General features: G+C 36.6%; 10 protein-coding genes. All 10 read left to right on the top strand.

Annotation, left to right across the window (positions count from 1 at the left end; genetic code table 11):
- Window positions 1–188 precede the first annotated feature (188 nt).
- The 10 genes from FW780_RS12020 to FW780_RS12065 all read left to right on the top strand — a co-directional run bounded on the left by FW780_RS12020 (window position 189) and on the right by FW780_RS12065 (window position 15,576).
- A complete protein-coding gene (locus tag FW780_RS12020; protein WP_149833771.1) occupies window positions 189–983 on the top strand; it encodes an SDR family oxidoreductase in 795 nt (264 codons plus the stop codon).
- 61 nt (window positions 984–1,044) lie between these two features.
- Window positions 1,045–2,688, top strand: coding sequence for an autotransporter assembly complex protein TamA (locus tag FW780_RS12025; protein ID WP_241676894.1), 1,644 nt, complete (start codon window positions 1,045–1,047; stop codon window positions 2,686–2,688).
- Between the two features lie 256 nt (window positions 2,689–2,944).
- Window positions 2,945–6,103, top strand: a complete 3,159-nt coding sequence (locus FW780_RS12030; protein ID WP_149833772.1) for a SusC/RagA family TonB-linked outer membrane protein — start codon at window positions 2,945–2,947, stop codon at window positions 6,101–6,103.
- 18 nt (window positions 6,104–6,121) lie between these two features.
- Complete coding sequence (locus tag FW780_RS12035; RefSeq protein ID WP_241676895.1) at window positions 6,122–7,642, top strand: SusD/RagB family nutrient-binding outer membrane lipoprotein; 1,521 nt, start codon at window positions 6,122–6,124, stop codon at window positions 7,640–7,642.
- An 82-nt stretch (window positions 7,643–7,724) separates the two neighbouring features.
- Window positions 7,725–10,070: a phosphocholine-specific phospholipase C gene (locus FW780_RS12040; protein ID WP_149833773.1), complete on the top strand. Its 2,346-nt coding sequence runs from the start codon at window positions 7,725–7,727 to the stop codon at window positions 10,068–10,070.
- 175 nt (window positions 10,071–10,245) lie between these two features.
- Window positions 10,246–10,824: a hypothetical protein gene (locus FW780_RS12045; protein ID WP_149833774.1), complete on the top strand. Its 579-nt coding sequence runs from the start codon at window positions 10,246–10,248 to the stop codon at window positions 10,822–10,824.
- 105 nt (window positions 10,825–10,929) lie between these two features.
- Window positions 10,930–11,730: a WxL protein host-binding domain-containing protein gene (locus tag FW780_RS12050; RefSeq protein WP_149833775.1), complete on the top strand. Its 801-nt coding sequence runs from the start codon at window positions 10,930–10,932 to the stop codon at window positions 11,728–11,730.
- On the top strand, window positions 11,723–14,476 hold the full coding sequence (locus tag FW780_RS12055) for a COG1470 family protein (protein WP_149833776.1): 2,754 nt from the start codon (window positions 11,723–11,725) through the stop codon (window positions 14,474–14,476). Before FW780_RS12050 ends, FW780_RS12055 begins: the two co-directional genes overlap by 8 nt.
- A 2-nt stretch (window positions 14,477–14,478) precedes the next feature.
- Window positions 14,479–14,997 carry a hypothetical protein gene (locus FW780_RS12060; protein ID WP_241676896.1) on the top strand — a complete coding sequence of 173 codons (519 nt, stop codon included), beginning with the start codon at window positions 14,479–14,481 and terminating at the stop codon, window positions 14,995–14,997.
- 9 nt (window positions 14,998–15,006) lie between these two features.
- The gene (locus tag FW780_RS12065; RefSeq protein WP_149833778.1) at window positions 15,007–15,576 is read left to right on the top strand and encodes a hypothetical protein; all 570 of its coding nucleotides are present in this window, start codon (window positions 15,007–15,009) and stop codon (window positions 15,574–15,576) included.
- The last annotated feature ends 730 nt before the right edge of the window (window positions 15,577–16,306 follow it).

Consider the following 16,306-nt stretch of genomic DNA (forward strand, 5'->3'; position numbering starts at 1 on the left):
AAGTTTACCACCAATCAGAGACAATAGATGAAGAAATCATTAAAATTATTTCAGGAATAATAAATAACTGAGTTCATTTTTCTTTTTTTACATTTGCTGAAAATAGATTTTACTTTTGAACAGAGACCTTTAAAAACGTCTCACTGGCATCAGAAGAAAAATAAAAACAATAAAATCAGACAAATTCAATGACCATCATTATTACAGGAACCTCATCAGGAATCGGGTTTGCATTGGCCGAATATTTTGGTAAAAAAGGACATAAAGTATACGGATTAAGCAGAAAGCATACAGAAAGTGAACACTTCAAATCTATCCCCACTGATGTAACCGATAACACAGCTGTTCAGAATGCTATTACTGAGGTTTTAAAAACAGAATCCAGAATTGATGTTCTGATCAATAATGCCGGAATGGGAATGGTAGGCGCTGTGGAAGATTCTACGAAAGAAGATATTTTAAAATTGTTTAGTCTGAATCTTGCCGGACCTGTACAAATGATGAGCGCTGTTCTTCCGAAAATGCGTGAACACAAATTTGGAAAAATCATCAATGTTTCCAGTATCGGAAGTGAAATGGGGCTGCCTTTCCGTGGATTTTATTCCGCTTCAAAATCGGCTTTGGATAAGGTAACTGAAGCCATGAGATATGAAGTATATCCATGGAATATTGATGTTTGCTCTCTGCATCTGGGCGATATCAAAACCAATATTGCGGATAACAGAGTTATAGCACAGGTTTCCCAACCTTATAAAAATGTTTTTGATAAAGTATATGCTCTGATGAATTCTCATGTGAATGACGGAACAGACCCGTTAGAAGTTGCAGAATACATTGAAAAACTTTTAGCAAAAAATAAATGGAAAGCTCATTATTATTTTGGTAAATTCGGACAGAAAATCGGGGTTCCTTTGAAATGGATTCTTCCACAGGGAACTTACGAGAATTTGATGAAGAAATATAATAAACTGGATAAAAATTAGTTGATTGATAGGGCGCATTGTCATTCTGAAGAGAATGCAGTGCAATGAAGAATCTTTAATAATGAAGGTTTCTCAATCTCTTTACATTCAGAATGATAAATTGAAATTACTTTTAAAAATATTTTTTGTACTGTTCTGCGTTTTTACACAAGCGCAGAAGAAGCAGTATTGGCTGATTGATACAGAAACCAAAGTCAGAAAAAAAGTAAAAGATTCCACTTCTGCAGTAAAATTTCTGGACTCATTGGCTCAGAATAATTATTTCTTTACCAAACTGAAAGATGTAAAAGTAAAAGGTGACAGCACAGAAATTTTCTTTGATAAAGGCAAGAATTTCAATGAAACTTATGTAAACCTTACTGATTCTCTTGTCCAGAAACTAAAGATTCAGAAAGATTTTTTCACTAAAAATTTAGATTCCACCAAGAAAAGCATCAACAAAACTTATATTGATGACGGATATTCTTTCAGCAGAATCAAATCCAAATATAAAGGACAGAAAAACGGCTACCCTATCGTAGAGCTTGACATTAATAAGAACGATAAAAGAACGATCAATAATTTCGTAGTTAAAGGATATGAAAAAGTTCCTAAAAGATTCATCAAAAATCTTGAAAAGGAATTTAAAGGCAAAAACTATGATGACAAAAATCTTTTGGCCATCAATAAAACATTTCAGAGCCATCCTTTTCTGACTCTCGAACGGCAGCCACAGACTTTGTTTACAAAAGACTCTACAAGCATTTACCTGTTTTTGGAGAAGAAAAAGACGAATACTTTTGATGGGGTCATTGGTTTCGGGAATGACAAGACCTCCAAGTTTACGTTAAACGGAACCATGAATGTCAATTTCAGGAATATGTTCAATGGTTTTGAAACCGTCAATTTATACTGGCAGAGAAACCCGGATAAAGGACAGACTTTCGATCTTAGGGTGGATATTCCGTATCTCTTCAAATCGAATGTCGGGATGGATACGAAAGTAAATATCTACCGCCAGGATTCTACGTTTGCCAATGTAAAATTCCTTCCCGCCTTTTATTATCACATCAACAATCGGAATAAAATTGGTCTAAGAGCAACTTTGGAAACCTCCACTATTATTGATACCCTATACGTTCAGGGAAAAGATTACAACAAAAGAGGGATCGGAATATGGTATGAAATGACAGAGCCCACTGATATTGACCTTTTTCTTTACAAAACAAGGATCAATGCCGGATATGATTTCTTGACAACCACGTATTCTAAAGATAATATTAAGGCCAATCAAAACCAGTTTTATTTCTTTGGAGAACATAATTACCATATCTCAGGAAACCACTTCCTGAACATTAAGGGAGAAGGTGCCATGATGGATTCTAAAATAGAATTCTCTGCCAACGAATTGTACCGTTTCGGGGGATGGAACTCCATGCGGGGATTCAATGAAAACTCTCTTGCTGCCGACTTTTATTATTACGGAAGTCTGGAATACCGGTATCTGATTGGGAGCCAGGCTTTCTTCGATCTCTTCGGGCAGTACGGGCAGCTCAATAATAAATCGCTGAATGTAAAGCCCAAGCTCTACAGTGTCGGGCTAGGTTTCAATTTCTTCATTCCTATCGGTTTGATGAGTTTCCAGCTGTCTAATGGTAATGAGTTTGGAAATCCCTTTAAATTCAATGATATCAAAATACACTGGGGAATCCTGAGTAGGTTTTAGAAATAGAAAATTACTGAAGATTCCAATAGTCTGATCAAAATTTGATAATAACGGCTCAACTTCCAGCCTCTCTCTTCCAGCTTCCGACCTTATAATAATACTTCTATATAATAAAGCAAAAGTACTTATACAAAGGACATTTTTCACTTTACCTTTCTATTAATTCTTCATGTTAAAAAACATTAAATCGTATTTTTATTTTAATACATCATTAAAATACAGGTAACAGTACTCCGCTAAATTTGCCTTCAAAAAAATGAAGAAAACTCTAGCTACTTTTGCCGTTTTTTTACTTCCTCTATATTTTTCTGCACAGGAAATCAATATTTCCGGAAATGTAAAATCTGAAAACGGCTCTAGTGTTTCCGGTGTAAACATCACCGACAAAAACACAGGAAAGACTGCTACCACAGACGAAAATGGTAATTTCACCATTTCTGCAAACCCGAAAGACATTCTTGAATTTTTTGCTCCTGATTTTTCTGTTTATACCGTTGAGGTTTCTTCAAAAAAACAGTATTCCGTTGTCTTAAAAAAAACAAACGAAAAACAGATTGAAGGGGTGGTTATTACCGCATTAGGTATTGCCAAGAAGAAAGAAAAAATAGGGTATTCCACTCAGGAAGTGGGAACCAAACAGTTTGAAACCATCACCACACCAAGTATTGGTAATCTATTCTCAGGACAGGTTGCCGGTCTGAATGTTTCCAATCCAACAGGAATGCAGCAGGCACCACAATTTACCTTGAGAGGAAATTCCAATGTAGTTTTTGTGATTGACGGAGTAATTGTTGAAAAAGAAGTTTTTCAGAATTTAGATCCCAATAACATTGAGAATATCAACGTATTAAAAGGAGCCACAGCTTCTGCACTGTATGGTTCCAGAGGTCGTTACGGAGCCGTTTTGATTACAACAAAATCAGCTAAGAAGAAAGGATTCTCCGTAGAGTTTTCACAGAATACCATGATTACAGGAGGATTTACCAATCTTCCGAAAACCCAGACTGAATACGGAAACGGATCTCACGGAAAGTACGAATTCTGGGACGGAGCCGATGGCGGTGTGAATGACGGGGATATGATCTGGGGACCAAAATTTGTTCCGGGTTTACAGATTGCCCAATGGAACAGTCCTATCAGAGATAAAGTAACCGGACAGGTAGTGCCTTGGTATGGAGCTGTAACAGGAACTCAATATGACAATAAATCAAGATATGAAAGAGTTCCGATTGACTGGAAATACCACGATAACTTAAATACGTTCTTAAAACCTGCGGTTATCAATAATAATAATTTCGCCATCAGCTATAGAGATAATAAAGATATATACCGTTTTTCAGGAAACTTCATGAACTATGATGACCGGGTTCCGAATTCTTATCTTCAAAAATACGGTCTCAATTTTTCGTCTGAAAACCATCTGGGGGATAAATTAATCTTTAATACGAAATTCAACTTCAATCAGGCCTTTACTCCTAATATTCCTAACTACGATTACAACCCAAGCGGACACATGTATACCATCCTAATCTGGATGGGAGGCGATGTAGATGGAAAGGCACTGAAAAATCATATGTGGATTCCCGGACAAGAAGGAAGAGCGCAAGCCAACTGGAACTATGCCTGGTACAATAATCCATGGTTCGGAGCTGAATATTATAAAAATCAGAACAGAACAAATATCATCAATGCTCAGACAGGATTAGAATATAAAGCTACTCAGGATCTTTCGGTAAAGGGAAAGATATCCCTCGTGGAAAATCATAACAAAACGGAAATATTAAGTCCTTATTCTTATTTCAATTACAGCGCGCCAAGAAGCGGAGGATATATTCTGAAAGATAATAAAACATGGAATCTTAACTATGATGTCCTGGCTACTTACAAGAAAAAGATATCTGAAAACTTTGATTTCACCATCAATGCCGGAGGTTCAGCTTTTTATTTTAAAAATAACAACAATGAAAGATCTACGGATGGATTGAGAACTCCTGAAGTATACACATTTGAAAACTCTATCGGAGCGCTTAAAAATTATACTTATCTGAAGGAAAAGCTGATTTATAGCGCTTATTCCACGATTGATATCGGATTGTACAATGCTTTCTTCATCAATATTTCAGGACGTAATGACTGGTCTTCTACCCTTCCTAAAGCTAACAGATCTTACTTTTATCCTTCTGCATCCATCAGTGCGGTTATTTCAAATCTGGTAAAATTACCGGAGTCTATCAATATGTTGAAGCTTTCCGCTTCATGGGCAAAGGTGGCGTATGATTTCCAGCCTTATTCCATCAGAAATTATTATCTGAACAACCAAGGAATTACTTTCAACGGAAACCCTACCTATTACTATCCTACGACTCTAAATGTAGAAAATTCTCTAAAACCTGAGCAGACAAAATCTTACGAATTAGGATTAAGTGCCGGTTTCCTTAACAACAGAATTACTTTAGATGCTACTTATTTCAGAACACTTGATTATAATAACATTCTTCAGTTTCCAGCGGCAGAATCATCAGGATTCACGTCACAATATGTAAACGGAAATGAATACACCACCAAAGGATTTGAAGTTTCTCTTGGTTTAGTTCCGGTAAAAACAGCCGATTTCAGTTGGAAAACCTTAATCAACTGGAGTACTTATGAACAAAAGCTGACCTCCATTTATGATAATATGCCCAACTATCAAAACATTAAGTTAGGTGAAAGAATGGACAGCTATTATGACTATACATGGCAAAAATCTCCGGACGGAAAAGTAATTCTAGATGCCAATTCAGGAATGCCAACCAGAGCCAATACACCAAGTAACTTAGGACATTTTAATCCGGACTGGACTTTCGGTTTCAATAACACCTTTAAATATAAAAAGTTCTCTTTAAATATCGGAATTGACGGAAGCATTGGAGGGGTGATGAGATCTCAGGTTGTTGAAAAGATGTGGTGGGGAGGAAAACATCCTAATTCTGTAGCGTACAGAGATCTTGAATATGCAAATCCGGGAACGTATTATTTTGTACCGGACGGCGTTAATTACAATCCTGCTACAGGTCTTTATACTCCACACACCAAAGCAATCAGCTTTCAGGACTGGGCACAGAATTATCCGTATCAGGCAAGGGTAACACAGGATGAAAGTGAAGAATTTGCAAACGTTTTTGACAGAACTTTCATCAAGCTGAGATCTGTAGTATTGGAATATGATTTCTCTTATCTGCTTAATCCTAAAGGAATGGTAAAAGGTTTCACCGCCAATATTTCTGCCTATAACTTAGCCATGTGGAAAAAATCAAAGAATCTTTACTCCGATCCTGATTTCCAGATTAGATCAGGTAGAAGTGGAGATATCGCTAATGATATTCAGGATCCGTCCAGCAGATGGTTCGGAATCGGATTTAATCTTAAGTTTTAACTAAAAAGTACGTCAACAATGAAAAATAATATCAATAACGCGAAAGAGCAAACAGGTAAAACAGCAAAGTGGCTGATGAAGTCTCTGTTTGCAGCAGGACTTCTGACATTGGCTTCATGCGAAACCAGCCTTGATACCATTAATGAAAATCCTAATGACCAGGCCAGCATTGATCCTAAAAATCCTCTGACTTACGTTGAAAAATATACATTTCAGGTGAATGGTGATAATATGTATGCTTCAAGAATGATGATTGGTACTGATGGTGAGAATTCGTACCAGTATATGAAATGGAACGATGCCTCTTTTGAAGTGTATACAAAAGGACTCCTGAATACAGGAAAAATGATGCAGGAAGCAGAAAAGAGAGGTAATAAAAATTATATTGCCATTGGAAAGTTTCTGAGAGCCTATCATTTCTTTAATATCAGCTTAAAAGTAGGAAGCGCTCCGTATTCTGAAGCTGCAAAAGGTGAATCCGGTATTACACAGCCTAAATATGACACGCAGGAAGCTTTAATGTCCGGAATTTTATCAGAATTAAAAGAAGCTAACGATCTTATTAATACCAATGACAAAATTGAAGGTGACATTGTGTACAACGGGGATGCTTTAAAGTGGAAAAAGCTGATCAATTCTTTCCGTTTGAAAATTCTGATTACTTTATCTAAGAAAACTACGGTAGGAAATTATAATATTGCTACAGAATTTGCTTCTATTGCCGGTAGTCAGTCTTTGATGACTTCTATTACTGACAATGGTGAACTTAAGTTTGCCGACGCTGCAGATAGCAGATACACCATGTTTAATAACAGTGGATATGGTTCCAGTTTGTATATGGCAGATTATTTCATCAATATGTTTAAAGACAGACATGATCCACGTCTTTTCACTTTTGCAGCACAGACTACAGGAGCTAAAGAAGCCGGAAAAGCCATCACAGATTTTACAGCCTATAACGGAGGAAATCCTACTTCTCCTTACTCTGACAATGCTGCTCTTATCACGGCTAAGAATATATCTAAAGTCAACGACCGTTTTTATAAAGATCCTACCAACGAGCCTGCTTCTGTATTGAGTTACTCAGAACTTGAGTTTATCCTTGCCGAAGCCACCGCAAGAGGCTGGATTTCCGGATCGGCAAAAACCCATTATGACAATGCCATCAAGGCAAGTTTCAGTTTTTATCAGACCTATGTAAAAAATCAGGGACAATATTTCTCAGGATTTGATGTGAATCAGTATCTGGCAACACCTTTAGTTGTTTATAATAATGCTGATCCTCTACAGACACAGCTTGAGAAAATCATGACTCAAAAATATATGACGATGTTCCATCAGGCACAATGGACTTCTTATTATGACTATTTAAGAACAGGTTATCCCAACTACCCTTTAAAAGCAGGAGTTGCTGCTCCTTTCAGATTCAGATATCCGCAATCGGAATACAGTTATAACAGCACCAATTTAAAAGCAGCATTAGCCGCCCAGTATAGTGGAAATGATAACATCAACTCTAAACCTTGGTGGTTACAATAAAAATCTGATTATTTTTATATAAAACAAAGAAACCGCAGGAAAATCCTATTAACTTGCGGTTTCTTTCTTATTACGATTGAATATGAACAGAAGAGAATTTTTAGAGAAATCAAGTCTTTTATTAGCAGGATTAGGAACATCAAGCGTCTTGCATCCTTCCATTTTAAAAGCGCTGGCCATTGATCCGGTTGCTCAGTCTACATTTTATGATGCAGAACATGTGGTAATCCTGATGCAGGAAAACCGGTCATTTGATCATGCTTTCGGAGCCCTCAAAGGAGTGAGAGGCTTTTTAGATAAAAGAGCTTTTGTAAAACAGGATGGACACTCCGTTTTCTTTCAAAAGAATGATGATGGTAAATATGCATCCCCTGCCCGCCTCGATTTGAGAAATACAAAATCAACCTGGATGAGTTCACTGCCTCATTCATGGGCGGATCAGCAAAAAGCGCTGAACAAAGGAAAATATGACCAATGGCTTCAGGCTAAAGCTTCAGGAAATAAAGAGTACAAAAATATTCCGTTGACATTAGGATATTATAACCGTGAAGACCTTCCCTTTTATTATCAGCTGGCAGATGCATTTACTATATTCGATCAATATTTCTGTTCTTCACTTACCGGAACTACTCCAAACAGATTATTTCTTTGGTCCGGAACCTTGAGAGAGCAGCAAAACGGAAAAGTAAAGGCCAATGTTGTGAATGAAAATATTGATTATGACAAAGCGAGACAGGCCAAATGGAAAAGTTTCCCGGAAATTTTAGAACAGCAGAATGTTTCGTGGAGAATTTATCAGAATGAAATCAGTCTTCCAAAAGGAATGTCCGGCGAGCAGGAAGCGTGGCTGAGCAACTTTACAGATAATCCTATTGAATGGTTCTCAAAATTCAATGTTAAATTTTCAAAAGGTTATTATCAGAATATTCCTAATATCATTGCTTACCTGAAACAGGAAATTGAAAAAAATCCTAAACAGAAAGAAAGGCTGGAAGCCATGCTCACTGAAGTTCAGGAAGATCAGGTGAAATATCATCCGGATAATTATTCAAAACTTTCAAAAGAGGAACAAAACCTTCATGAAAAAGCATTCACTACCAATGTATATGACCCGGATTACTGGAAACTCGAAATCGGTAAAGATGAGAACGGAGAAAGGCTGGTTGTTCCTGAAGGTGACGTCTTGTTCCAGTTCAGAAAAGATGTGGAAGAGAAGAAACTTCCACTGGTTTCCTGGCTGGTAGCTCCTGAACATTTCTCAGACCACCCTGGCTCACCGTGGTACGGTGCTTGGTATATTTCTGAAGTTTTGAATATTCTGACCAAAGATCCTGAAACCTGGAAAAAAACAATTTTCATCATCAATTACGATGAAAATGACGGATATTTTGATCATGTACTGCCTTTTGCACCGCCTGTAAATCCAAGCCAGCCCGTTGATATGAACGGAAAAGAGGGTGTAGAATATGTGGATCAATCCCAGGAGTATATGTCTAATCCTTCTTTAAAAAATTATGAAAAAATTGAAGGAACGGTTGGGTTGGGCTACAGAGTTCCAATGATTATAGCCTCCCCTTGGACAAAAGGAGGTTTTGTAAATTCTGAAGTATCAGATCACACATCCGTACTGCAGTTTCTGGAAAAATTCATCATGAAAAAATACAAGAAAAACGTTCATGTTGACAATATCAGTGACTGGAGAAGAGCAGTATGCGGAGATCTTACGTCTGCCTTTAATTCTTCCAGTGTAAAAGCTCCACAGATGAATTATCTGGATCAGAAAGAGTATGCTAAAACCATCAATGCAGCCAAAAACAAACCTGTTCCTAACCTGAAATGGTATTCTGAAAATGAACTTAGCGGTAATTTACTTGAGATTCAGGAAAGAGGTTTGAAACCATCAAATCCGCTTCCCTATCATTTCCATGTCAATTTGGAAGGCGGACAGATTAAAATGGCCAATTTAAAAGAGAACGGAGTTCCATTGTTAATATATGACAGAACTCAATTCAATAGTAATAATTATCATTTTTCATATGCCTTATATTCAAAACAAGAACTATCCCATCCTGTACACTCCGGAGCTTATGATTATGAAATTTTCGGTCCCAATGGCTTTTTCAGGAAATTCAAAGGGAATAGTATTTCGGAATTAGAGGTGATTTTGGTCAATATGGCTTCAAAAAATCAGGTGGAACTGATCATCAAAACTCATAAAAAGAAAAATATTTCTTTACATCTTGAAGATTTGTACGGAAAGACAAAAAAAACAATCTCAGTGCAAAAACCGGAAGAAAAAATCATGATTGACCTTGATAAAAATAAAGGCTGGTATGATTTAAAATTAACGTTTAATGAGTGTGTATGGCATTTTTCAGGAAGAGTAGAGACAGGAAAAGTTTCTGTTTCTGATCCGCATTGGGCATAAAAAAATGTTTAAAATATTGATAAAAACCTGTACCAAAACGTACAGGTTTTTTTTGAGTTATTTTTTAAGTATAATGTATTACATAGTGTAAATAATTATTGATATAAAAATTATAATATATTTTTTCTAAAATATGTTGAATTTTGTTATATTCACTTAACTAATTATTAGCATCATGAAAAAACTAAATTTGACTATTGCAGCGTCTTTATTTGCATTGGCTCTATCCGGGAATCTGAGCGCGCAAGACCTCGCTACAGATAACCATACGGTTACCATTTCTATTCCCGAAGTTGCATTGGTAGATATTGAGCCATCTGCCACAAAAAACATTACCCTTGGATTTACAGCGCCTACAGAAGCAGGAAATCCTATTCTTCCATCTGCAGCCAACACTACTTTATGGCTTAATTATTCTTCTATTAAATCTGTTGCAGATCCTACCCGTAATATAAGTGTAACAATGAATGCTGTTATTCCCGGAGTTGATCTTCAGGTAACAGCAGCAGCACCTACCGGAGCAGGAGCAGGAACATTGGGAACATCTGCAGGTCTGTTGACTTTAAGTGCTGCCAACCAGACTATCATTTCAGGAATCGGAAGTGCTTATACCGGGAACGGGGCCAATAACGGTCACAATCTTACCTATGCACTTGCTGCAGGAAGTGGTCCTGGAGGAGTAGCAGCCTACGCAGATCTACAAGCAACAGCTACTGTAGCAGCTACCGTTACTTATACAATATCAGACAATTAGAATTTAAAATAAATTTTATTCTCTATTTCAAAAAACAAGAAGAAATTGTTATTCAGTTTCTTCCTGTTTTTGTATTACTCATAATTTAACTCCAAACTTTACATAATGATAAAGCGTATTCTTCTCTTGATCATCCTGATTTTGCAGTTTAGCTTTTTACATGCGGGCATTGTGATTCTCAACGGGCTTACGCATTCTTACAAAATTGAAAACGGAAAGGTTTACAAAGGAAAAGTGGCCATTGAAAACACAAGCAATACTCCTCAGAGTGTAAAATTATTTTTACAGGACTTTGCTTACCATGCTGACGGAACGATTAATTATTCGGCTTTGCATACAAATAAACGGACCAATGGAGAATGGATTAAACTTAATACCAACCTTGTCACTCTTAAAGGTAAGGAAAAGACAGAGATCTTTTATGAGATTACAGTTCCCAATCAAAACAGAGATTCCGGGAGCTATTGGAGTGTTATTATTGTAGAGCCTGTAGAGGATATAAAACCCAGTGACAGCAAGGCAGGAGTGAACATCACTTCTGTGATACGCTACGCTATCCAGGTCATTACAGATTTTGAAACTGAAAAGGCCAAACCGGACCTTAAGTTTGAAAGTGTAAAAGTAGAAAAACAGGAGGGAAGGCAAACCGTAAAAATTGCCATAGCCAATAATGGTAATCTTTACTGCAAACCGACAGCAGCTATTGAAATTTATAACCGTAAAACAGGTGAAAAAATAGGAACGTATTCAAGTTTAACGATGGGATTGCTGCCTGATACCTCCAAAACATTTTACATCGATATCAGTAAAATACCGCCGGACAAATACAAAGCCGCAATAATAGCTACGGATGAAGAGGAGAATGCATTTGCACTCAATGTGGAATTAGAAGTAAAAAATGATTAGAACTTGGACTTTATTTATTATCATATTATTATTCCCGATATTTATTTTTTCTCAACAGCAATCTAACCGATTGTCCAGTAAAAAAGATAGTATATTACCGGGAATGTCAACTTCTATTCCTTTTACATTAGAAAATAATTCAGATGAAAACAGGACGTATGATATATCAGTCACTACTTCAAGCTCTTCTATTACACCCATTTTAGCTAAAGGAGAATTTCAGATTGCTGCCCATGAAACATCAGCTTATCTGGTTCCTTTGCGTATTTCAGCAGAAACAAGCCAGGGCAGTTATTCTGTAACACTGAACATGACTGATCGTAACAACGGGATATCCTTTACAAAAACATCAGAAATAACAGTTTCAGGAAACAGAAATATTTCCCTTACCGCTCTGGACTCCCCTGAGTTTGTAAGGGCCGGAGAGACCATCCGGGCTTCTTTTCTCCTGAAAAACAATGGTAATATAACAGAGAATATTCATCTTGAAAGTAAAAATGCCATTCTTGACAATGAGGTTTCATCAGTATTAGAACCTAATGAATCAAAAATCATTACAATACATAAAGTCACAAACCCTGAACTTGGTCAAAATGAATTTCAGAACCTTAATCTTTCGGTATACTCACAAGGTAATCTCAAGGAAGTTCAAAACCTTTATGTAAGCACTCAGGTTATATCGGTAAAACCCTCTGAAAACGATATTTACCACAGACTTCCTGTTGCTCTTTCATTATCTTTCATCGGAATGCAGAATATGGGAGTTTACAATGATGGCTTTCAGGGAGAAATTTATGGTAAAGGAACATTGGATAAAGACAACAAAAACCAGATCGAATTCCGGGCGGTGACTCACAATCCTGTAGATCTCAATACTTTTACACAATATGAAGAATATTTTGTGAATTATAAACGGGATAATTTCTTTATTCACCTTGGTGACAAAACCTATTCTTCCTCTTATTTAACGGAGTTTGCAAGATATGGCCGCGGGGCAGAAATCCGGTATGATTTTAATAAAGTAAGTTTGGGTGGCTTCTATAATCATCCCAGATTTTTCAGAGATATTAAGGATGAATTTAATATATATTCCAGCTTCAAAATCCGGAAAGAATCAGAAATTTCGGTTGGATATCTTTACAAGACTCCAAGAAAAGAGGAAATACGATACGGAGATCTAAGACTGGATTCAGATGCACATCTTCCTTATGCTAAAGGAAAATTCAAGATATCAAGAAACATTAATGTATCTGGAGAATTGGCCTATAGTACTACAAAAAAAACGGATGGAACCGCTTATATGCTGCAGGCTGATGCTACTTTTGAAAAACTCAACGGAAGTTTAATATATGTAAAAGCAAGTCCTGAATTTGCAGGATATTTTACGAATACAAATACCTTTAACGGCAATATTAACTATAAAATTTCCAGAAAGCTCAGTGCTTTTGTTAATTATACACAGGATGTTAAAAATTTCCAGAGAGACACTCTGTTTTTAGCAGCTCCCTACAGACAGTATTTACAATATGGAGTACAATATAAATACCGCTCAAATGGATCTGTTATTCTTAATAGCGGATATCAAAAGTATCAGGATCGTCTGGAACCCAGACAGTTTGATTATTATGAACGGTTTTTTAAGGTAAGTGTTGACCAGCAGATCGGAATGTTTCAGGTAAATCTGGAAGGACAATTCGGTAAAACAGACAATTATCTGACAGGTTTTAGCGGTAATTCAAGTTTTTATTCTGCTAATCTTTCATTTCAAAAATTCAGAACTTATTTTAATGTATTCGGAAGCTATGCTATCAGCTCAAGATACCAGATGCAGAATCAGAAACAACTCTATTATGGAGCAAGAATTTACAGCCGTTTTTCTGATAAGACTATTTTAAGTATTTTTTATCAGAACAATTATATGCCGGAAGAATATTTTAAAGACAGAAATTTATTTGAACTTCTCTTCCACCAGCAGCTATTTCCCGGAAATGAAATTGATCTTTCCGGCAGATATTCATTACAGAGAGGAGAAATCGGGGATAAAGATTTTATATTTTCCATGCGTTATACATGGCGTCCCAATGTTCCGGTACAGAAAACAGCTGAATACATTTCGTTATCCGGAAATATCAGTAATCTTGGGATAAAAAAGACAGAAGGAGTAAGGCTCATGCTGGGAAGCTATCTTTCCGTTACCGATCAGGATGGAAATTATCTGTTCAAAAATGTGATTCCCGGAAATTATTTTCTGGAAATCGACCGTTCAACAACAGAGATCAATGATATTCCCACATTGGCTTTTCCGGCTGCTCTTTCTCTAAGTAATAAAGAAAATATTTTTAATTTCGGGTTAACGACAGCGGCTAATGTTCAAGGTCATATTCAGTTTATAGAAACAGAAGATAAAGATCAGACCGGACTTACTGAACTGCTTGCTAAAAAAGAGAAAAAGAAAAAAGAAAGTATTATTATAGAAGCTACGGGTAAGGATCAGACTTACCGTAAAATATGCTTTATAGGTGAAGATTTTGATTTTACCTATCTCAGACCTGGAGACTGGACTGTTAAAATCTATCGCAATGGTCTTGATAAAAGGTATAAAGTTTCTAATGATAAATTCCAGTTTACTTTAAAACCTTCCGAAACAAAAAAATTAAATATTCAAATTGTCAAGCAGCAAATAGAAATAAAATACCAGCAGGAATCCTTAAAGGTAGGATATAATGAAATAAAAAAGAAGAAATGATCATGATTCGTTCCCTATTGTTATTAGCGTCTTTTATCTTGTCAGGAATGATCTATTCCCAGACTACTGTCACCATGACTTTACCTACTGTAACTTTAATGGATATAGAGCCTACAGGAAATTTCACTCTCAATTTTACAGCCCCTACAGAAGCAGGAAATGCCCTTGGTAACCCTACACCCAATACTTCCAAATGGGTCAACTATACCTCTGCTATTGCACCCGGAGGTCTTACCAGAAAAATTACAGCATCAGTAAATAAAGTTATTGCAGGAGTCAATATAAGATTACAGGCAGCCGCCGCTTCCGGAGCCGGAGGAGGAACATTGGGAACTTCTGCAGGACAGGTTACCCTTACTACGACTCCTGTCACAATTATTAGCGGCATTGGAGGTGCCTTTACAGGAAATGGGGCTAATAACGGCCATAATCTCACTATTTCTCTAACGACCAATACGTATGCTAATTTAATAGCACAGGCTAATACAGCTATTGTAATTGTATACACCATCACAGAATAAAATTGAAAAATGAAAATCAACAATCGTTTTTTCAGGGAAATCCGCTTAAAAAATTATCTATGTATTATTCCTTTGATAATCAGTAGTTATTTAACAGGGCAAACAATAAACGTAGGAGGAAGCAATTGGACAGTAAGTGTACCTACTATTACCGAAGCGGGCACAAACTATGCAGGAACCTACGAAAGTGCTACTAATTTGATAACACTTTCCGGAAATTTACCCGGATCATTTCTAAACCTTCTTACTACTGGTGCTGCCAGAATAAGTGTGCATCATACCCCTACAACATGGAACAGCAATCTTCACCTGTATGCCAAAAGAAGCGGCGGAAGTGCGACCATAAGCGGACTTTGTGTTCTTTGTACAGCAACCATCAACGGAGGAACAACTTATACAGAAATACCACAAGCTGTAGCTACAGCATTTTTCACCATCAATTTTACCGGAGTTCTGGGACTAGGTAACAGTGTATCATACACAGGCATTAATGCTCAACTGCAAATAAGCGGTGTTTCTGTAATAGTTCCTGCAACCACCTATAGCACACAAGTAGTTTTTACGATAGGCCCCAATTAATAACTACTTTCGAGTAATATAAAAAACAAAATGTCATAAAATGGGAACCGTTTCTTAGTTGAAGCGGTTTTTTCTTTGTTTATGGTTACAATAAGACAGATTCTAGCTTCTCTTATACTATTTTCATAGCTGAATAGATTTCATAGAAGATAAGCTGTTCATGAGCTTAAAAATAATGTGTGACAAAGTATAGTGATATCTGATATTAAAGTAAAGACATAGCACTTAAAAACAGGAGCTTTATCCTGCTATCCATTCATACTCCTCATGCCTGGGCTCTCCCACGCTCAAACTCACTTATTCTCCAACCCTTACTGCGGGGTAACCATTACTATCAGGGCTAGGGGAAAATCAATGATGAATTATGAGTTATGAATGATGAACTGGGGGATCCGTGTTACGAGTTACGAGATTCGGGTTACATGTTACGTGTTATGAGCTTCAAATAGTGTTATGAATATCTTCTTTTTCAATTGTGTCATTCCGTAGGAATCCAGCCATATTTATTAGAGTCTAAAGGATTCAAATATTTGATGATAGAATAATGTGAAATAGGTTGTTGAGACTCCTTCGGAGTGACAGAGTGGATGGAAAAATAGAAGATGGGATAGAACAGGACTGTATCTATAGTTATATCTATATTGTGTATGATAGGTATATAACAAAAAAAATCCTTTATCTTTTGATAAAGGATTTTTTAAAAATAAAATAAAAACTGGCGGCGGCCTAC

Source organism: Chryseobacterium sediminis (assembly GCF_008386505.1).
GTDB lineage: Bacteria > Bacteroidota > Bacteroidia > Flavobacteriales > Weeksellaceae > Chryseobacterium > Chryseobacterium sediminis.